The 20767-nt window shown below is 56.8% G+C and carries 15 protein-coding genes; 2 read left to right on the top strand and 13 right to left on the bottom strand.

The features are described 5' to 3' along the window. Positions 1-51: 51 nt before the first annotated feature. The 9 genes from HMPREF1121_RS07330 to HMPREF1121_RS07290 form a co-directional block, all read right to left on the bottom strand. Entirely contained in the window at positions 52-966 is a 915-nt protein-coding gene (locus tag HMPREF1121_RS07330; protein ID WP_044115602.1) for a ribonuclease Z, read from the bottom strand. A gap of 9 nt (positions 967-975) precedes the next feature. Then, entirely contained in the window at positions 976-2298 is a 1323-nt protein-coding gene (gene rseP / locus HMPREF1121_RS07325; protein ID WP_044115601.1) for an RIP metalloprotease RseP, read from the bottom strand. A 10-nt stretch (positions 2299-2308) separates the two neighbouring features. Then, positions 2309-3475: a 1-deoxy-D-xylulose-5-phosphate reductoisomerase gene (locus tag HMPREF1121_RS07320; RefSeq protein WP_044115599.1), complete on the bottom strand. Its 1167-nt coding sequence runs from the start codon at positions 3473-3475 to the stop codon at positions 2309-2311. A gap of 3 nt (positions 3476-3478) precedes the next feature. Then, a complete protein-coding gene (gene pepT, locus HMPREF1121_RS07315) occupies positions 3479-4726 on the bottom strand; it encodes a peptidase T (RefSeq protein ID WP_044115597.1) in 1248 nt (415 codons plus the stop codon). Next, positions 4723-5931, bottom strand: a complete 1209-nt coding sequence (locus HMPREF1121_RS07310) for a tetratricopeptide repeat protein (protein WP_232223763.1) — start codon at positions 5929-5931, stop codon at positions 4723-4725. Before HMPREF1121_RS07310 ends, pepT begins: the two co-directional genes overlap by 4 nt. Positions 5932-6275: 344 nt before the next feature. After that, on the bottom strand, positions 6276-7007 hold the full coding sequence (locus HMPREF1121_RS07305; protein ID WP_009433683.1) for a YebC/PmpR family DNA-binding transcriptional regulator: 732 nt from the start codon (positions 7005-7007) through the stop codon (positions 6276-6278). 37 nt (positions 7008-7044) lie between these two features. Beyond that, positions 7045-9519, bottom strand: coding sequence for a phenylalanine--tRNA ligase subunit beta (pheT, locus tag HMPREF1121_RS07300; RefSeq protein ID WP_044115595.1), 2475 nt, complete (start codon positions 9517-9519; stop codon positions 7045-7047). A gap of 167 nt (positions 9520-9686) precedes the next feature. Beyond that, positions 9687-10883: a tryptophan synthase subunit beta gene (gene trpB / locus HMPREF1121_RS07295; RefSeq protein WP_044115594.1), complete on the bottom strand. Its 1197-nt coding sequence runs from the start codon at positions 10881-10883 to the stop codon at positions 9687-9689. Positions 10884-11538: 655 nt separating this feature from the next. After that, complete coding sequence (locus tag HMPREF1121_RS07290) at positions 11539-12783, bottom strand: M16 family metallopeptidase (RefSeq protein WP_044115593.1); 1245 nt, start codon at positions 12781-12783, stop codon at positions 11539-11541. Positions 12784-13043: 260 nt separating this feature from the next. Between HMPREF1121_RS07290 and HMPREF1121_RS07285 the strand changes: the two genes are divergently transcribed. After that, a complete protein-coding gene (locus tag HMPREF1121_RS07285; protein WP_044115591.1) occupies positions 13044-13988 on the top strand; it encodes an NAD-dependent epimerase/dehydratase family protein in 945 nt (314 codons plus the stop codon). Positions 13989-14067: 79 nt separating this feature from the next. Further along, entirely contained in the window at positions 14068-15258 is a 1191-nt protein-coding gene (kbl, locus tag HMPREF1121_RS07280; protein WP_009433699.1) for a glycine C-acetyltransferase, read from the top strand. 99 nt (positions 15259-15357) lie between these two features. On the opposite strand, the gene HMPREF1121_RS07275 is transcribed toward kbl, so the two are convergent. The 4 genes from HMPREF1121_RS07275 to rho form a co-directional block, all read right to left on the bottom strand. Continuing rightward, complete coding sequence (locus HMPREF1121_RS07275) at positions 15358-16215, bottom strand: GIY-YIG nuclease family protein (RefSeq protein WP_044115590.1); 858 nt, start codon at positions 16213-16215, stop codon at positions 15358-15360. Positions 16216-16324: 109 nt separating this feature from the next. Beyond that, positions 16325-17986, bottom strand: coding sequence for a dipeptidase (locus tag HMPREF1121_RS07270; RefSeq protein ID WP_044115589.1), 1662 nt, complete (start codon positions 17984-17986; stop codon positions 16325-16327). A gap of 139 nt (positions 17987-18125) precedes the next feature. Beyond that, positions 18126-18626 carry a flavodoxin gene (locus HMPREF1121_RS07265; RefSeq protein WP_044115588.1) on the bottom strand — a complete coding sequence of 167 codons (501 nt, stop codon included), beginning with the start codon at positions 18624-18626 and terminating at the stop codon, positions 18126-18128. A gap of 87 nt (positions 18627-18713) precedes the next feature. After that, a complete protein-coding gene (gene rho / locus HMPREF1121_RS07260) occupies positions 18714-20657 on the bottom strand; it encodes a transcription termination factor Rho (RefSeq protein ID WP_044115587.1) in 1944 nt (647 codons plus the stop codon). Positions 20658-20767: the final 110 nt, after the last annotated feature.

Here is a 20767-nt window from a genome sequence, read left to right as displayed (position 1 = left end):
ATTTGTATTAATTGGGGCTCCAAGAAGCAATGGGGCTGGGAGAGATGTATATCAAAGTTCGAGGATCATCCCTTCGTCCGCTGCTACGGTCTCGGGGAAGACGGCCTGAGCCTCCTCTAAGAGAGGCTGGATATCTATATAGCGGGCCGAATAGTGGCCGATGACAAGGCGCTCGACACCCGCAGCCTGTGCGATACGCGCAGCCTGCTCAGCCGTACTATGCGCCGTCTCCTTCGCTCGCGCCAAGCGGTCGCTGAGGAACGTCGCTTCGTGATAAAGGAGGCTCACATCCCGAAGAAGTGGCACCAGTGAGGGTAGGTAAGCCGTATCCGAGCAGTAGGCATAGCTCCGAGGAGTCTTACCCTGACGCGTCAGTCGCTCACAGGGGATGACCTTCCCCTCCTCAGTGGTGAAGTCCGCTCCCTCACGTAGCGCTGTATAATAAGAACGAGGAACGCAGTAGAAATCACACGAAGCGCGATCAATATGGCGCTCCGTGACCTTCTCGCGGAAGAGGTAGCCCGTGCAGGGCGTGCGGTGCTCCAGCGGGAGCGTAGTCACCGTCACCGACCTATCCTCGTAGCAAAGACTACTCGTGCGGTCATCCACTACATGCACCTCGATGTCGTAGCCCAGATAGGAGCGACTCTCCTCGATGAAGGGGGCTAAGAACCTATCGATCCCTCGAGGACCATATACGGGGAGTGCCCTGCGGCGGCCGAGCATCCCCATCGTAGAGAGGAGCCCGTAGAGCCCGTAGCAGTGGTCACCATGCAGATGGGAGATGAAGACGGCGACGATACGCCCGAAGTCCAGACGCTGACGGCGCAGCTGACGCTGCGCACCCTCCCCGCAGTCCACGACGAAGAGCTTATCACGAAGCTCCACGACCTGGGCCGTCGGGTAGTGCTGCATCGTCGGTAGAGCCGAGCCACAGCCTAAGATATGGACGCGGAAGTCCCCCATACGCTCTACTTACTTGCCGAAGAAAGCTCGGTAGATATCATTGCCGTTCGCATAAACCATCAGCAGGACGAGTAGCACGAGACCAATAGTCTGGATCGTGGTCATCGCCTTATCGCTAAGAGGCTTGCGACGGATCATCTCGATGATGATGAAGAGGATGTGCCCCCCATCAAGTGCAGGGATAGGCAGGATATTCATCACCGCAAGGATGATAGAGAGGAAGGCCGTGATGGACCAGAAGCTCTGCCAGTCGAAGGTCGTGGGGAAGAGCTTACCCATCGTACCGAGGCCTCCCATCTGCTTAGCGCCCTCCTTGGTGAACATATATTTCAGCCCACGGACATAGCCTGAGATCGTCTGACCTGCGCGATCGATACCTGCAGGGATAGCCGTGAAGACATTGTACTGGACGTGCTCGATAGGATAGAGCTCTTCGATGCCCTTGAGGACGACACCGATATGCCCTGCCGTGTCTACGGGGAGCGTGGTCTGCAGAGCCGTACCCGAGCGCTCGACGGTAAGCACGACATCCTTACCCTTCTTCTTATCCAGTGCCGCGATGACTTCCGTGACATCGGTGCAGGTGACGGAGTCGACTGCTACGACACGGTCTCCAGAGGCCAGATGCCCCTGCGCACGGCTACCTTCGGAGACAGCATCCACGACAAAGGGCATACGCAGAGAGCCAAAGCCCTCTTCAGCGCGGAGGAGGCGCTGCATCATATCCTCGGGCAGGCGGATCGTCTCCACGGCACCGCCACGACGTACCACGACTTCGTGAGCATTGATGAGCGATGACATGAAGCGGGAGTCAAGCACATTGGGAGACTGCTTGCCGTCGACGCTGAGGATGACATCCCCGTCGACGAAGCCAACCTCCTCAGCGGGCGTGGAGAAATTCATCCCCGCAGAGACCTGATCGCTATGAAGGACCTTCGTCCCCCAAGTGAGCGTGATACCAGTATAAATGATGAAGGCAAGGATAACATTGAAGATCACCCCACCAGCCATGATCATCAGGCGTGCAAAGGGCTTCTTGCTGCGGAACTCATCGGGCTTAGGCTCACTGTCCATCGCCTCGGTATCCAGCGACTCATCGATCATACCAGCGATCTGGCAGTAGCCACCGAGAGGGAGCCAGCCAAGACCGTAGACCGTACCGCTACGCTTACTCTTCCACTTGAAGATAGAGAACCAGGGGTTAAAGAAGAGATAGAACTTCTCTACACGCGCTCCGAAGAAACGGGCCATCGAGTAATGCCCCAGCTCGTGGATGAAGACGAGGATGGAGAGCGAGAGGAGGAGTTGAAGTACACGAATTACTATATCCATTGGATTACTATTATCTGATATGATTTAGGCGCTCACGAGACTCCGCACGCACTGCGGCGTCGAGCTCTGAGAGCAGCTGAAGGTCGTAGCTCCGCTCGGGGCGGTGTGTCTCCAGGGCCTGGGCGATGAGTGTGCTCATAGCACGGAAGCCCAGCTTGCCAGCGAGGAAGGCTTCGACAGCGATCTCATTGGCAGCATTGAGCACGCAAGGAGCGGTACCACCAAGCTCCAGCGCTCGATAGGCCAGCGCGAGGTTGGGGAAGAGCTCCATATTGGGCCGCTCAAAGGTAAAGGTGTGCTCGAGGAAGTTGAGGCGGGGATATTCATTGCTGACACGCTCCGTAAGGCCGAGCGCATAGCTAATGGGCAGGCGCATATCGGGCTGACCCAGCTGTGCCTTGATCGAGCCATCGGCGAACTCCACCATCGAGTGGATGATGCTCTGCGGATGCACAAGTACCTCGATCGATTCGGCAGGCGTATCAAAGAGCCATCGGGCCTCGATCATCTCCAGCCCCTTATTCATCAGCGAGGCAGAGTCAATGGTGACCTTAGCTCCCATACTCCAGTTGGGGTGACGCAGAGCAGCCTCGACCGTCACGGCCTCAAGCTCCTCTACTCGCTTATAGCTACGGAAGGGACCTCCCGATGCCGTAAGCAGGATGCGCTCCAGCGGATTGCCTTCCTCCCCGACGAGGCACTGATAGATAGCCGAGTGCTCGGAGTCGACAGGCAGGATACGCGCTCTATGACGAGCAGCGAGTGACATGATAAGCTCGCCTGCTACGACGAGCGTCTCCTTATTCGATAGAGCGATGGTCTTACCAGCAGTGATAGCTGCAAGTGTGGGGACCAAGCCAGAGAAACCAACCATCGCCGTGAGGACGATATCTACATCAGGTCGGACGACCACCTCCGCGATAGCTTCACTCCCTGCCATGACCTCGATAGAGGTATGCGATAGGGCTTGTCGGACTTCTGGATAATAGGCTTCGTCGGAGATCACGACCACAGCGGGACTGAACTCTAAGGCCTGAGCGATCAAGAGCTCCGTCGAGCGGCGTGCCACCAGCACCGTCACCTCGAAGGCTTCGCGATGACTACGGACGACCTCCAGGGCCTGCGTCCCGATAGAGCCCGTAGAGCCGAGGACGGCAATCCTTTTCTTCTGTATCATTACTTACTCCGCAGTCTCAGTGAGGAGGTAGACAAGCGTCTCTACCGAGCGGCACATCGTGTCGAGCGAAGCATACTCATACTTCCCATGGAAGTTCGCTCCACCCGTGAAGAGGTTGGGACAAGGCAGTCCCATATAAGAGAGGCGGGCGCCATCCGTCCCGCCACGGATGGGCGAGATGCGGGGCGTGACTCCAGCACGGAGCATAGCGGCCTTAGCGCGCTCGATATACTCCTCGTGGGGTGCCACCTGCTCGTACATATTATAGTAGGAGTCGCGGATCTCGACCTTGATGACCTCGCGCTTGTAAGCGGCATTGATCTCGCCTACGACACGCTCCATCAGTGCCTTCTTCTCCTCAAAGAGCGTACGGTCGTGATCGCGGATGATGTACTCGGCTTCGGCATGCTCTACCCCACCGGTGAAGTGCATTAGGTGATAGAAGCCCTCATACCCCTCGGTGAACTCAGGGCGCGCGTAGTGAGGGAGTGAAGCATGCAGGAGGTAGATCACCTCGATAGCATTGATCATCTTCCCCTTAGCAGAGCCTGGGTGGATGCTACGTCCCGTAGCGACGACGCGAGCAGAGGCAGCGTTGAAGTTCTCATACTCCAGCTCGCCCTCACGGCTGCCGTCGACGGTGAAGGCAAAGTCCGCACCGAAGGCCTCTACATCAAAGTAGTCCACGCCCTTGCCGATCTCTTCGTCAGGAGTGAAGCCGATGCAGATACGCCCGTGGGGGAGCTCGGGATGCTCGAGGATGTAGCGTACCGTCTCCATGATCTCGGCGACGCCTGCCTTGTCATCCGCTCCGAGAAGCGTCGTCCCATCAGTCGTGATGAGCGTATGCTCAAGGACCTCCAGCAGCTCGGGGAACTCCTGTACCGTGAGCATGGCATCATCACCGAGGGGGATGGGCGTACCATCATAGTACTCGATGATCTGCGGGCGGATACCACGACCCGTGAAGTCTGGGCTCGTATCGACATGTGAGATGAGGCCCAGCGCAGGACGATCCTCATAGCCTGGAGTAGCTGGGATCTGCGCCATCACATAGCCCTTCTCTTCGAGGCGTACGGAGGGTACACCGAGGGCTATCAGCTCGTCACGCAGGAGACGAAGCAGGTCAAACTGCTTCTCTGTCGAGGGGTAAGTCGTGCTATTGGGATCGCTCTCCGTATCGATCTGTACATAGCGGAGGAAGCGATCGAGGAGGGCCTCACGCACGGAGGAGGCTATAGATGGGTTCATTTGCTTGAAGGTTTGTCAGTGTAGAGCTCAGCGTACTTCTTCTCCAGCCCCAGACGATAGTAGACATTGCCGAGGAGGTCACGCACCTGATCGGGAGCGACCTTATAGGCAGCCTCGAGCTGGGGAAGCGATTGGCGGAAGTATTCCTTGGCCTTCTTCTCCTCGAGACGTGAGCTCAGCGGATTAGCCAGGATAGAGACGGCTTGGTTGTAGTAGACCTGGCCGAGGTTGAAGAGCGCATCGTAGTTGTCGGGGCTCTGGCGAAGGACCTGACGATAGACCTCGACGGCACGATCCCACTCCTGGGCGAGGAAGTAGACATTACCGCGAAGCACCAAGAGATTGGGGTTGTCGGGGGTCACCTTCAGCGCCTTGTCAATGAGGGCGACGGCTTCCTTGTAGCGACCTTGCGCCTGATAGATCGAGATCATCGAGCCAAAGTAGAAGGTCGTCTCAGGGTAAAGCCGGATACCTTCCTCAAGGAAGGGCATCGCACCGACCGTATCCTGCATAGCCATGTGGGCCTTAGCAAGGAACTGGTAGACCTCATTCTTATTGGCTGCCACATCGCGATAGAGCTCGCCGAGGCGGATCACCTCGGGGTAAAGCTCCCCTGTGTAGGCCGACACCAGCGCATAGTAAGCGAGGTTCGCGACCGTCGTATCGGTGGGGAGTTCCTTGCGCCCTACGGGCAGAAGCAGGCGCTGGGCCTCAAGAGCCGTAGAGAAGGCAGCCGTAGACTCAGCATACTTCTTGCGGTCGAGCCAGAAGAGCCCCGCCTCATACATCTTCGGGGCATCCTCACGCACATAGTCCTGGATCTTCTTCTGATACTTCAGCACGATACGTCCCGTCGAGGGATCGGGCTGACGCTCGATAGAGTCTGCACGACGCCAGCCGATGAGTTCATCGATGACGTGGCGAAACATCTTCGCTGTGTCACCCACGCTCCCAGGGGTCGTGACCTTGCGGAACTCAGTCTTATAGAGGGTATGCTCTACAAGGCCCTTGACATAGTAGGTATAGGCATCGCCCTTGGTGTCCTCATGCTCTTCGGCGAGCTTGATGAGGCGGCGGATCTCCGTGTAGTTGGGTTTATCGCTCTGTAATAGGCGATCAGCGGCACGCACATTGGAGCGCTGTGCTACCCCACTGAATGGTGTGAGGAGGCAGAGCGCCGCGATGTACCCTAAGTAACTTTTCATCTTGATCGTCATGTACGGGTTCGTGTAATAGGTCAGTCTCCCCCACTCTCGTGGGGTGACCACTTGCTCTAATAACGCCTTTGGGCGTGCAAATGATCGGCTAACCGCTATATTAGACAAAGATACGACATTGCCACGGATTGCGATAGCCCCTTCCCTCCCCCTTATGCTCCCTGCTTCCACCCTACCAGAAAAGTACTACTACACACCACTTTGCGAGGACAATAGCAGCGACTTCCAGCAAAATAAAAGCGATCCGCTACAGAGCACCGAGTGAGGGTGCATCCGTAGCGGATCGCTGTATCGTGAGTCTCCCCGAGGTGGGGAGCTGTGGAGCAAAGGGATTAGGCTTCCTCTTCTTCCTCCTCCTGCATATTGGTGAAGACGTTCTGCACGTCCTCATCCTCCTCGAGCTTGTCGATGAGCTTAGCGAGGGTCTCACGCTGCTCAGGCGTCACAGGCTTCGTGTCGTTAGGCAGGCGGACGAACTCAGCAGAGGTGATCTCATAGCCAGCTTCTTCGAGGTAGGACTGGATCTGGGCATTAGCAGAGAAGGCACCGTAGAGGATGATTTCGTTCTCGTCTTCCTCCAGCTCGTCTACACCGTAGTCGATCAGCTCCAGCTCCAGCTCTTCGAGGTCCATGCCTTCCTTCTTCACGATGTGGAAGATACACTTGTGGTCGAAGAGGAACTCCAGCGAGCCCGAGGTACCGAGGCTACCGCCGAACTTATTGAAGTAGCTACGGACATTAGCCACCGTACGAGTGGTGTTGTCGGTAGCAGTCTCGACGAAGATAGCGATACCGAAGGGGCCATAGCCCTCGTAGTTCATCTCCTTATAGTCGGAGAAGTCCTTCGAGCTGGCCTTCTTGATGGCGCGCTCCACGTTCTCCTTAGGCATGTTCTCCTTCTTGGCCGTCTGCATCAGGACGCGCAGACGTGGGTTGGTCTCGGGCTCGGGGCCCCCAGCCTTGACCGCAATGGTGATTTCCTTACCGAGCTTCGTGAAGACGCGGGCCATGTTGCCCCAGCGCTTCATCTTACGAGCTTTACGATATTCAAATGCTCTTCCCATAAATATTCTTTAGTGATAGTTGATTCGTCTTAGGTGGTTAGCGGAGGGTAGCTCCATAGGTATCCTCGATGCTCTTGCGGATCTTCGCCATGATAGCATCGATCTGCTTGTCGCTCATCGTGCGCTCCGTATCCTGCAGGTAGAAGGAGAGGGCATAGCTCTTCTTCCCTGCGGGGAGGTTCTTCCCCTCGTACACGTCGAAGAGGGTGACGTCACGAAGGAGCTTCTTCTCTGCACGGCGAGCGGTCTCAGCCAGCTCTGCAAAGGTAATCTTCTCGTCGAGGAGGAGCGAGAGGTCACGACGTACGACGGGGAACTTAGGCAGGTCAGCGATCTCAATCTTCACACGCTCAGCGAGGCGATTGAGGTTGTCCCAGTTGATCTCGGCGTAGTAGACGGGGATATCGATATCCCACTTAGCCAAGAGGGCGGACTTGACCTGCCCCATCAGCACGACAGGCTTGCCGTCATAGGTCGCATAGCTGTAGCCACGACCCGTGAAGAGGTCGCACTCGACAAACTCAGCACGCAGGCTACGCTCACTGACGCCCAGACGCTCGAGGATGTGCAGGACGTGGGCCTTCAGCTCAAAGGGCGAAGCAGGCTCATCAGCATGTGCCCAGCTGCTCTGGATACGTGCACCAGCGACCCAGAGACCGAGGGTCTGCGTCTCACGGTAACCTGCCAGCGTCGTGGCGGTAGAGCGCTCGACTTCGGGAGCAGCAGCGTAGCAGTTCCCCCACTCATAGTAGTAGAAGCTCTTCTGCTGACGGCGGAGGTTACGGCTGATAGCGGAGAGCCCCCCGAAGAGGAGCGTCTGGCGCATCACGTTCAGCTCGCCACTGAGGGGGTTGACCAGCTGCACGAGCTTATCAGCGGGGCAGGAGGTAAGCCCTTCGTAGTAGGCTTCGGAGGAGAGGGAGTTATTGAGAAGCTCATTGAAGCCTGCGCCCGTCAACTGCTCTGAGAGGAGGATGCGACGGCTGTAAGAGCGGTCGACAGCTCCCTTGGGGCTGAGGTTAGCGTGGACGTAGCCACTGAGCTCGATATTGTTGTATCCGTAGATGCGCATGACCTCCTCGATGACGTCGGCCTCACGAGTCACGTCGACACGATAGCGGGGTACACGCAGCTGCCAAGCGTCTTCCTCACGGGAGACGATCTCGATCTCGAGGCTCTCGAGGATACGTACAGCCTCGTCACGGGGGATGAACTTACCGATGAGTGCATCCATGTGGCTGGGGCGCAGCGTCACTTCGTAGGGCTGAGCAGGCACGGGATAGTGGTCGAAGCGGCCACCATCGATATAGCTACCAGGGCAAAGCTCGAGGATGAGCGAAGCAGCACGCATCAGCGCCCAGGTCGTGCGGTTGGGATCCAGCCCACGCTCGAAGCGGAAGGAGGAGTCCGTATTCACAGCCAGACGGCGTGCGGTCTTGCGTACGGAGGTAGCGTTGAAGTTCGCTGACTCGAGGAAGATATCCGTCGTCGTCTCCGTCGTACCCGAGTCAAGACCACCCATGACGCCAGCGACGCAGAGGGGCTCGCCCGTAGCCGAAGCGATGACGAGGTCACGCTCAGTGAGCTGGCCTTCGCTCTTGTCGAGGAGGACCATCTTCTCCTCTCGTGCCAGCTGTACCGAGAGGGCACCGCCTGTCTTCGCCAAGTCATAGGCGTGGAGGGGCTGACCAAATTCGTGCAGGACGTAGTTCGTCACGTCGACGACTACGTTGATGGGGCGCAGGCCCAGCGTCTCGAGCTGACGGCGCAGCCAGTCGGGGCTCTCGGTGACCTTGAGGCCACGGATCACAAGCCCCTCGAAGCGGGGACAAAGAGTCTCATCGACAGCGACCGTGACAGGCACGGGGCAAGCCGTCCCAGCAGCGGGAGCGGGGAGTACCTCGGGGAGCTTAGCCTTCGTGGCCTTCCCCTGCTGAGTGAGATAAGCAGCGAGATCGCGGGCGACGCCGTAGTGCGAAGTAGCATCGACACGGTTCGGCGTGATATCGACCTCGAGGACGTAGTCGGAGCTGACACCGAAGTGCTCAGCAGCAGGCGTGCCAGGCTTCGTCGTAGCAGCATCGAGGAGGATGATACCGCTATTGTCGTGGCCGACGCCGATCTCGACCTCACTACAGAGCATACCGAAGCTCTCGACGCCACGGATCTTGCTCTTCTTGATGGTGAAGGATTCGTCACCCGAGGTGAGGACGGTGCCGATGGTAGCGACGACGACCGCCTTGCCAGCAGCTACATTGGGCGCACCACAGACGATCTGCAGGGGCGCCTCTGCACCTACATCTACTGTCGTGACGTGGAGGTGATCGGAGTTCTTATGCACGTCGCAGGTCAGCACGTGACCGATGACAAGGCCCTTGAGCCCACCGGGGATTGATTCGACTTCTTCTACACCGCCTACCTCAAGACCAATAGAGGTTAGGGCAGCAGCGACTTCATCGGGGGTCAGATCCGTCTCCACGTAGGAGCGTAGTAGATCGTAGGATATATTCATGTTTGTTCCGCTTAGGGGATAGCTACTATCTTACTTGATGATTTCTTTTAGAGTACAAATGTACGAAAAGCCCTCTACACACGCGCCTATGCCGTAGCACGGCGACGAGGCCCCTGCATCCAGCTCTCTGGAGACAGGGGCCTCGTCGTACTATGCTCAGCGAGCCTTTATTCTCCTAAGATCTCTGCTTTGTGAGCCAGATAGGTAGAGATATCCTTGTCACCACGTCCGCTCACAGTCAGCACGACGATGTCCTCTGGCTGGAACTTCATATGAGGCAGGAGACCCAAGGCGTGGCTACTCTCCAGCGCGGGGATAATCCCCTCCAAGCGCGTCAGCTCGAAGGCAGCACGCAGCGCCTCGTCGTCATTGATCGATAGCACCTCAGCACGCTCTTGTACAGCGATCTGAGAGATCAGCGGGCCGATGCCAGGATAATCGAGCCCTGCCGAGATGGAGTAAGGCTCTTGCACCTCGCCCTCGGGAGTCTGGATGACGAGGGTACGACTTCCGTGCAGGACGCCCTCGGTACCGATATTGATCGTGGCGGCTGTCTCCCCGCTATACATACCATGACCGCCCCCTTCGCCTAAGACGATGTGCACGCGTAGATCATCAAGATAGTGGTACATCGTACCTGCGGCGTTAGACCCGCCACCGATACAAGCTAAGAGGTAGTCAGGATAGTCACGTCCCTCCTTCTCCTGAAGCTGTGCCTTGATCTCCTTGCTGATGACACTCTGCAGACGTGCTACCATATCGGGATAAGGATGTGGGCCTACTGCCGACCCGATGAGGTAGAAGGTATCTTCGGGACGCTCGCACCATGCCATGAGCGCCTCATTCACAGCGTCCTTGAGCGTCTGATTACCACTCTTCGCTGGGACGACGGTAGCACCGAGCATCTTCATGCGCTCGACATTGACATGCTGACGCTCGACATCAAGTGCGCCCATATAGATATAGCACTCCATACCCATGAGCGCGCAGGCGGTGGCTGTGGCTACACCATGCTGGCCTGCACCCGTCTCGGCGATGATGCGGTGCTTACCCATCTTCTTCGCCAGCAGGATCTGCCCGAGGGCATTATTGATCTTGTGCGCCCCTGTGTGATTGAGGTCCTCGCGCTTGAGGTAGATCTTCGCACCATACTTCTCGCTGAGTCGGCGCGCGTGGTAGAGGGGGCTGGGGCGACCTACATAGTCACGCAGCAGCGTATGGAACTCCTCTTGGAAGTCCTTGCTCTCGATGATCTGTAGGTACGTATCTTGCAGCTCTTTGATGATGGGCTCGAGGATGGAGGGAACAAAGGCGCCACCGAAGTCGCCATAAAAGCCATTGGGATCTACTTGGAAGGGTGTCATAAAAGTTGGGATTTTGAATGAAGAGTTGGAGCTAAGTAGAGGCCTAAGGCAGGTGACGTCATTTCTGCGGATCCGTACTCACGACAAAAAGGCTTGCCGTGAGTCACGACAAGCCTCTATTATATGCTGATGATGAATTTACAATAGGGACATAGATGCCTAACTCACGATATTACTATCCTGAGTGCGCCACCAACCTCTATTGTACATTCGATTCGTCATATTCTTTTGTAGCGTATTCGTTGGCCAACGATTCGCCTATTTCTTTGATGAAGCAAAGATAAAATGATTCCTAAATATGAGCAAGTGCAAGCAAGCTCAATAGGGTCGATTCGCCAAACGACTATCACAGCATACTCACCCCCCGATAGTGGAGCGGTATGAACCTATATAGGTCGTCGGGCTGACCTATACTTAGGTTGTTGCTCCGCATAGGGATAAAAGTTGTGGACGAGTAGCAGAAATATTTGAGCTACGTACGTGGATCTAATATCTACGTACGTGGATATTTGGATTTACGTGCCTGGTCTTTAAGTCTACGTGCATAGACTGAGGAAAACCACTACGGGAAGGGGCTTTTTTCGTCACGAGAACGATGCTTTTCCCGCCGCTGAATAAGAAGAATACTCGTAATAAGGGGATGCCTTCGCCTACGTTAGCGATAGATAAGTTCGTGGAAGAGAGAGCGGTCGAAGAGCTCCGTAGCGACCTCGTGCAGTAGCTCGGGTGTGAGGGCGGAGAGGCGCTCCTGAAGCACTTCGTCCGACTCAAACGTCCCCGTATGCAGGAAGCTCTTCCCCATCGAGAGGAAGTGCTGCTCCCTTTGCTCCGAGGCGACGATCATCTGACCACGTGTCTGACGTAGAGCCTGCTCCAGGGCTCGCTGCGTCAAAGGCTCAGCCACCAAGCGTGCCAGCTCGGCATAGACCAGCTCGATAGCCTCCGCTTCGGCGCGATGCGATGAGCCGAAGTAGACGGAGAAGAGCCCCGTATCGGTGTAGGGCGTGTAGTTGCACTCGACATGATAGACCAGCCCACGCTGCTCACGTAGCTGCATATTCAGGCGGGCATTCATCCCGCTCCCACCGAGGATACTCGCGAGAAGACTAAGCGCCAGACGTCGCGGGTCATAGAGCGAATAAGCAGCACGCCCCAGCAGCACGTGGCTCTGCGCCGTATCCCGACGACGCACCACGCGACGCGCCTCCTTATTATATATAGGTATAGGGAGTGGCTCGGGAAGTACACTGCTTGAGATGAGTGGCTGACCTTCACCAGAGAAGGCCTGCTCCGCTACGGCGATCAAGTCGTCCATATTGAGCACACCACGGGCAAAGAGCACCATACGCTCAGGGCGGTAGTAAGTGCGATGGAAGCGGCGCTGCGCCTCCACCGTGATGCGCCCCACCGAAGCCTCTGTACCGAGGATGGCATGCCCAAGGCGGTGCGGGCGGAAGACCTGATCCTCGAACTCATCGAAGATCAGCTCCGAGGGGCTATCCTCATACGAATGGATCTCATCAAGGATGACCTCCTGCTCCTTCGCCCACTCCCGCTCGGGGAACGTGCTATGGGCTGCGATATCGAGGATCATGTGCAGCGAGCGACGAGCATAGTGTGAGGGAGCGATAGCGTAGAGCATCGTCTCCTCCTTCGTCGTATAGGCATTCAGCTCAGCCCCCACGGACTCCATACGCTCGATGATCTGGCTCGAGGAGCGCAGGCGCGTGCCCTTGAAGAGCATATGCTCGATGCTATGCGCCAGCCCATGCCAGCGCAGGCCTTCGTCACGAGCCCCTACGCGCACCCCAAGGCCCACGTAGCTGACTGCCGCCTCGGGCTCGACCGAAGCGATGATCCTAAGCCCCGAAGGGAGCGTGTGCATCACACAATGAGTCATCTTCTTAAAGTTCTTTCGTTAGCGCAGACAAAGGTATAGCGTCTCCTACACATCTCCATAGGCACCCTACCAAGCGAATAATCAGAGCCTTATAAAGGTACGCCCCGTGGAATACTGATTTTTCCAACGAGATTAACTACATTTGACGCATAGTAAAGGGCATTTGTACGCATTTATTAGGTCCGCCTCGCACCTGCAGCGTCACCATGAAGTACCCTGCTAGCGAGCATCTCGCAAGAAAATACGTATCACACAGAGGTATGAAAAACATCCTTATCATCGGCTCTACAGGCCAGATCGGGACCGAGCTCGCCATGACGCTCCGCCGACTCTATCCCGTAGTCGTGGCAGGGTACATCCCTGCAGCTCCTCCCAAGGGCGAGCTCCTCGAGACTGGTCCTTGTGAAGTGGTAGACATTACCAATCCCCAGCAGATCACCGAAGTCGTACGTCGCTACAAGATCGACACGATCTTCAATCTGGCAGCACTGCTGAGTGCTGTCGCCGAAGCCAAGCCGCAGCTGGCATGGCAGATCGGCCTCGGCGGTCTCTTCAACGTCCTCGAGGTAGCACGCGAGAATGGCTGTGCGGTCTTCACCCCCAGCTCTATCGGCTCCTTCGGCCCTGAGACACCGCGCGACATGACGCCACAGGACACCATCCAGCGCCCCAAGACCATGTACGGGGTGACGAAGGTCTCTGGCGAACTCCTCAGTGATTACTATCAGAAGCGCTTCGGCGTCGACACTCGCTCCGTCCGCTTCCCTGGCCTTATATCTAATGTTGCACCTCCGGGTGGTGGTACTACCGACTATGCTGTAGACATCTACTATGCCGCTGTACGCGAAGGTCGCTTCGCATGCCCCCTGCGCCCAGGCACCTATATGGATATGATGTATATGCCCGATGCCCTGCGCGCCTGCGTCGAACTCATGGAGGCTGACCCCGCACGACTCATTCACCGCAATTCATTCAACATCACCTCAATGAGCTTCGACCCCGAGGGTATCGCTGCCTCGATCCGTGAGGTGATCCCTACCTTCGAGATGACCTACGAGCTCGACGAACTCCGTCAGGGTATCGCTGACTCTTGGCCTAACTCCCTCGACGATAGCTGCGCTCGAAGCGAGTGGGACTGGAAGCCCCAGTACGATCTGCCCGCCATGACGCGCGACATGATCGAGACCATCCGCCGCAAGGGATAGAGCCCTTCGCTCGCCCCACACGGCACCCCAGCAAGCAAAGCACACTACTTAGCAAGCTATACAAGAAGAAACAAGGACTATGTTTAAGAACATGAAGAAGTACCTCGCTGAGGAACTTCAATCCATCGACGAAGCCGGCCTCTACAAGCGGGAGCGTATCATCACGACCCCTCAGACTGCCGACATCAAGATCAGCACGGGGCAGGAGGTCATCAACTTCTGCGCCAATAACTACCTCGGTCTCTCCGACCATCCTCGTCTGGTAGCAGCCGCTAAGGCCGCCATGGACAGCCACGGCTTCGGGATGAGCTCCGTCCGCTTCATCTGCGGTACGCAGGACATCCACAAGCAGCTCGAGCAGGCCATCGCCCGCTACTTCCACACCGAAGATACCATCCTCTACGCCGCCTGCTTCGACGCTAACGGTGGGGTCTTCGAGCCTCTCTTCGGCCCAGAAGACGCGATCATCAGCGACGCACTGAACCACGCCTCCATCATCGACGGCGTACGCCTCTGTAAGGCCCAGCGCTACCGCTACGAAAATGCGAACATGGAAGACCTGGAGCGCGTACTCCAAGAAGCCCAGTCCGCTCGCTTCCGCATCATCGTCACCGACGGCGTCTTCTCCATGGACGGCAACGTCGCACCGATGGATAAGATCTGTGACCTGGCGGACAAGTACGATGCACTCGTCATGGTCGACGAATGCCACTCGGCAGGGGTCGTCGGTCCCACGGGTCGTGGCGTCGCTGAGCAGTTCAACTGCTACGGCCGTATTGACCTGCACACCGGTACACTCGGTAAGGCCTTTGGTGGCGCTATCGGCGGCTTCACCACGGGCCCCAAGGAAGTCATCGACATGCTTCGTCAGCGCTCACGCCCCTACCTCTTCAGTAACTCCATCCCTCCCGCAGTCGTCGGTGCTGGCCTCGAAGTCTTCAAGATGCTCGAGGAAAGCGATGCCCTGCACACCAAGCTGATGGAGAACGTCGAGTACTTCCGCGACAAGATGCTCGCTGCCGGCTTCGACATCAAGCCCACCCAGTCAGCTATCTGCGCCGTGATGCTCTACGACGCTAAGCTCTCGCAGGAATACGCTGCACGCCTCCTCGAAGAAGGGATCTACGTCACGGGCTTCTACTACCCCGTCGTCCCCAAGGGCCAGGCACGTATCCGCGTACAGCTCTCCGCCGCGCACGAACGCCATCACCTCGACAAGGCCATCGCTGCCTTCATCAAGGTCGGCCGTGAGCTCGGCACGCTGAAGTAGCCACATTCCATAACCACTCCTCTTAAACCACACGAGGGCACCTCTTATAGGAGGCGCCCTCGTGTATTTTATATCTGTAGGGAAGCTTTGACTATGGCATCATTCAGATACGGGAGAATCCCGCAGCTCCTTAATCCCGACAAACTCCGTCCATCCATTAGCACTGCGTCCAAGGACAAAGAGAGCCATTGTAGAAGGACTTTTGAAGGATAGGGGGTACAACACCTCATAGTAACGACCATCATCCTTACTCGGAGCAATCTTCTTCTCGGCGAGGAGCAATCCAATTTGTTCCTCTCGACGATCTATGGCTGATTTCATCGATTCAGCCTTAGTTGCTGACGGCCGAATAATCGAACCTACCTCCAAATAGAATTCTCCATCTTGGAAGTATGCTTGGGCTGATGGTCCTTTCCCTCTTAACTTATAGTACTTCCCAGCGATCTTCTTTGTCGGGAGCGTAAGCCGTACCCCTTCAATCTGTAGGAGGAACTCGATCTGCGTAATGTACTGATCATAGGTTGGCTTATCATAGATACTGACATTCGGCTCTTTCTTGCGCTCATCCTTATTCTCTACAGAATAGACACCTGCACTGATTACCTTCTGGATGAAGTAGTACTCCATATAGTCAATGGCGTTCGTATCAAAGGCATTATTATCTGACACGAACATAATGCAGTGGCTCCAGAAGGTCTTCTTGTACTTGTGGTCAATAATACGTCCTGCTCCATTCTTGGACTGCCCGACATAGATCGTGGGGATAGGATGCTCGTCATCATCATTCCCCAAGAGGAAATAGATAGCGTAGTTGCCAGCATTCTCTACCTTGGCAATATCCTCAAGTCGGTCGCGAGTGAAATAGATGCCGCGGATCTGGCTACTTCGATCTTGGAAAACTTTCAATGACGAGGGTGCAGACTCATCGGGATAGTAATAGGTAATTGCTCTTGCCATATATAGGACTTCTTAACGGAGAATTACATAAGAGTGGGATACTACTGAGGCTACAAGGGGCTATGCCACGAGTGCATAGATCCTTGTAGCCTCAGTAGATTAGGTACGATTACTTATCCTTCTTGGGGACCTCGAGGTGCTTGGCTTCTTCGCTCTTAGCGACCTGGTCGTAGTATTCCTGGCTGTAGCCGGGGAAGTTGGGCGAGACGATCTGGCCGTAGCCGTTCTCTTCGAACTTGCCGTCCTTCTCCTTCTTGACGTTACCGTCCATGTACTTGACGAGGAGGTATTCACCGAGCTTCTTCCAGCGAGCGGTCGCCTCGTTGGCTACCTTACCGCAGACCTCGGTGAGGTAAGCGGTGGCCTGTGCGGGGCTGCTCTTCAGCAGCTCGAGAGCCTTAGCATCGGTGTTCTTCACCAGGTCGACGTAGCTATCTTCGAGCTCCTTCTGCACGGGGCGGATGTCGCGGATCATAGGCTCATAGCGGTTGTAAGCCATGTTAGCTACCCAGTTGTGGATCCAGAAGGCAGACGTCCAGCTGAACTCCGTCATACTCCCGTTGCCACGGCGGTAGCATTCGGGGATCTCGGTGATGGAGGCGTACATAGGCGTGAGGACAGCCGTATTGGCATCGTCGACGCCGAACCACAGGATACCACCGACAGCATCGGGCAGCCAGCTACGCATCTGAGCGATGAGCACGAAGCCCGTCTGCTGCGTAGCGATAGCACGCTCGTTGAAGTACTCACGGCCTTCGCTCTTGAAGGTCATAGGACGCCAGCGGTAGGGGACCTTGTAGGCACCAGCACCGGGGTCGTTCGTCATCGAGAGCTCGGTGCCTTCGTAGTGGTTGCGCATCCCTTCGCGGACGTCAGCGAGGCTCACCTTGCGGTCGGGGATGACGTAGAGAGGCATGGGCTCTTCGGAAGCATCACCCATGATGTGCTTCTTGTACTTGTCCATGCTCTTGTCGAAGGTGCGGAAGAAGCTCCATACACGGGCTTCACAAGCACGCAGACCACTGAAGTCATAGGGGTTGTAAGCCTTCTGGAAGTCGAAGTCCTTATCCTTGCCCTTGAACCATCCGTTCTCACGAGCTACGTTGACTACGTCCTTCTCGTACATACAGTTCTCCTTGTCACCGAAGGGGATCTTGTGGATACGTGCCTGATTGGCGTGAGCTGCGATAGCGTCATCGGGGATGCGGATAGCTACCCACGTAGCGCCCTTCTTCTTGGGGCCCTTGCCGATAAGCTCCATGATCCAGACTTCGTTCTTGTCAGCGATGGTGAAGGACTCACCCGAGCTGTAGTAGCCGTGGTCGCGGACGAGGTCGGTCATGACACGAATCGCTTCGCGAGCTGAGCGGGAGCGCTGCAGTGCCACATAGATGAGGCTACCGTAGTCCATGACGCCCGAGGGATCGTGGAGCTCCTTGCGTCCACCCCAAGTACTCTCGGTGATGGCTACCTGATGCTCATTCATGTTCCCCACGACATTGTAGGTGACAGCGGCCTGAGGGATATAGCCAAGGGGCTTGCCCGTATCCCACTCGTGGATCTGAAGCATGAGGCCCTTGCCCCAAGCCTTAGCTGGATAATGTACGAGGTCGCCGTAGAGGGTGTGCGAGTCGGCCGAGTAGCTGATCATGACGGAGCCGTCGACCGATGCCTTCTTGCCCACGATCAGGTCGGAGCAAGCCTCAGCAGACGGAGTAGCCCAGGCCGTGACAGCCAGGGCAAAGGCTGCGAGGAGTGTCGTTTGCTTCATAGTGTATTTGATGATGATAGTGATGAATAGCGAGCTAACTAACTATACCCTAAAGATACAAAAAGTTGCCCTTCGGCCGTACCCCCGTGTGGGAGACAGCCGAAGGGCAACTGATATTGGTCGTGCTAAGCGCTCGCTCTTAGAACTGCGACTGCAGCAGAGCGACCCACTTTTCGATACGTTCGTCGGTGAGGTCAGACTGGTTAGCTTCGTCGAGGCAGAGACCGATGAGCTTGCCATCCTGTTCCGTTTCAGTAGCATCGTAGCTGTACCCTTCGGGCTCGTAAGCACCGATGAAGGAGCAGCCCGTACCAGCGAGGCCTTCGTGGATCTTAGCGAGGGCTTCGCAGAAGCTATCGGGATAGCTATCAGCGTCACCGCAGCCGAAGAGAGCTACCTTCTTGCCAGCGAGGCTCTGCTCAGCGAGCTTGGGGAGGAAGTCTTCCCAGTCGTCCTGAAGGTCACCGATACCCCACGTAGAGGAACCGAGGAGGAGGACATCGAAGGCAGCTGCATCAGCAGCGTCTGCGCCAGCGACATCATAGACATTAGCTTCTGCGCCGAGGGCCTTAGCCAGACGCTGTGCTACTTCGGAGGTAGAGCCCGTAGAAGAGCCGTAGAAAATACCGATCTTGCTCATTGTGCGATAGGATATTTTGTGTTAGTAGTAATTGTGTTTACTCTACAAAGATAAGAGAACTATTGGACTAAGCCACTACCTCTGTGATTAGCTATTCACTTCGGCGAAGAACTCCTCATTATCCTTGGTGCGGAGCATGAGGTTCTTGACGTTCTCCATCGCTTCGATGGGGTTCATCTCCGAGAGGACCTTACGCACAGACCACATACGGCTCTGAGTCGTCTGATCCTGCAGGAGATCATCGCGGCGCGTGCTGCTGGCCACGAGGTCGACGGCAGGATAGATACGCTTATTCGCCAGACGACGGTCGAGCTGGAGCTCCATGTTACCCGTACCCTTGAACTCCTCGAAGATCACATCATCCATCTTCGAGCCCGTCTCCTGCAGGGCCGTAGCGAGGATCGTCAGGCTACCGCCACCGCGGATGTTACGCGCAGCACCGAAGAAGCGCTTGGGCTTCTGCAGGGCGTTGGCATCGACACCACCGGAGAGCACCTTACCCGAGGCAGGCTGTACCGTATTGTAGGCACGTGCCAGACGCGTGATCGAGTCGAGGAGGATGACGACATCCTGACCGCTCTCTACCATACGCTTAGCCTTGTTCAGCACGATCTCGGCGATCTTGACGTGGCGGTCAGCAGGCTCATCGAAGGTCGAAGCGATGACCTCGGCATTGACGCTGGTAGCCATATCGGTGACTTCCTCAGGACGCTCGTCGATGAGGAGGATGATCATATAGACCTCGGGGTGGTTGGCTGCGATAGCGTTAGCGATATTCTTCAGCAGGACGGTCTTACCCGTCTTGGGCTGTGCGACGATGAGACCACGCTGGCCCTTACCGATAGGAGCGAAGAGGTCAACGATACGCATCGCGATCTTGTCCTGTACAGCAGGGTTATTGGTAGACTCGAGGCGGAACTTCTCATCGGGGAAGATCGGCGTGAGGTGGTCGAAGGGTACGCGGTCGCGCATCTCTGAGGGGGTACGCCCATTGACACGCGTGATCGTATCGAAGGGGAAGTACTTATCGCCATCCTGTGGAGGACGGATGAAGCCCTCGACGAGGTCACCAGGGCGTAGGCTCCACTGCTTGATCTGGTTTGCCGAGAGGTAGATATCGTCAGGCGAAGGGAGGTAATTGTAGTCCGCAGATCGGAGGAAGCCATAGCCGTCGGGCAGGATCTCCAGTACGCCGGAGCACTCGAGGATACCCGAGAAGTCGAACTCCTGCTGGGGGCGAGCGACGGCCTTCACAGCGGGCTGAGCCTTAGGCGCGGCAGGCTGCTGTGCCTGCACCTGTACCTGATGTGCCTGGGGCTGAGCAGGAGCCTGGGGCTGCTGCTGACGCACCTTGGGCTGGGGCTGGGGCGTATTGAGGGTAGGCAGGATCTCGTCAAGGACAGACTTGCTATCCTTGTGACGGAAGACCATGCGGGCGGGGCTCTGCGCAGGTGCTGCTGCGGGAGTTTCGCCTTCCTTAGCGGCTGCGGGGGCAGCTTCAGCGACACGAGGCTCTACGGTGACAGCAGGGCTGGCAGCAGGCTTCGCAGCGGAGGCCGACGTGCGGGCGCCACGGATGGGCTTGGGGGCGGGAGCTGCTGGCTCCTCGACAGCGATCGCTTCGGGATCCTTAGCATGCTCTTCGGAGGCCTTGGCTACGGCCGAGAGGGCTTGCTCACGTGCCAGTGCTTCAGCCTTAGAGGGGCGACCACGCTTGCGCTTTGGCTGCTCTACTTCGGGAGCGTCCTTCGAGGCTTCGGGGGCGTCATCAGCGGGAGCAGAAGAGGTAGCGGGGGTAGACTTGGGCGTTTCATGGGTAGACTCTTCGGCAGAAGAGGACTTGCGAGGGCGACCAGGCTTGCGCTTGACACTCGTCGTCTCAGCGACGGTGACGGCTTGCTGGTCCAGGATCTCGTAGATCAGTTCGCGCTTCTCGGGGAAGGCATCGGGAGAGAAGCCTATTTCTCGGGCGATCTCCTGGAGCTCCTCCAGCGTCTTGCTGGACAGCTCGGTGATATTGTATCGTTGCATATTGATTATGAATACGTACTATCCCCCGGGGGCGGGGGCTCCTTCAGGACGGATGTCATAGGGAGACTGATCGACACAAGGACTTGGGGTAGTGGCTACGAGAGCGATGA

Source organism: Porphyromonas sp. KLE 1280 (genome assembly GCF_000700805.1).
GTDB classification, from domain to species: Bacteria; Bacteroidota; Bacteroidia; order Bacteroidales; family Porphyromonadaceae; genus Porphyromonas; species Porphyromonas pasteri.
The sequence above is the reverse complement of the archived record's forward strand: the minus strand, read 5'-3'. Positions and strand labels throughout refer to the sequence as shown.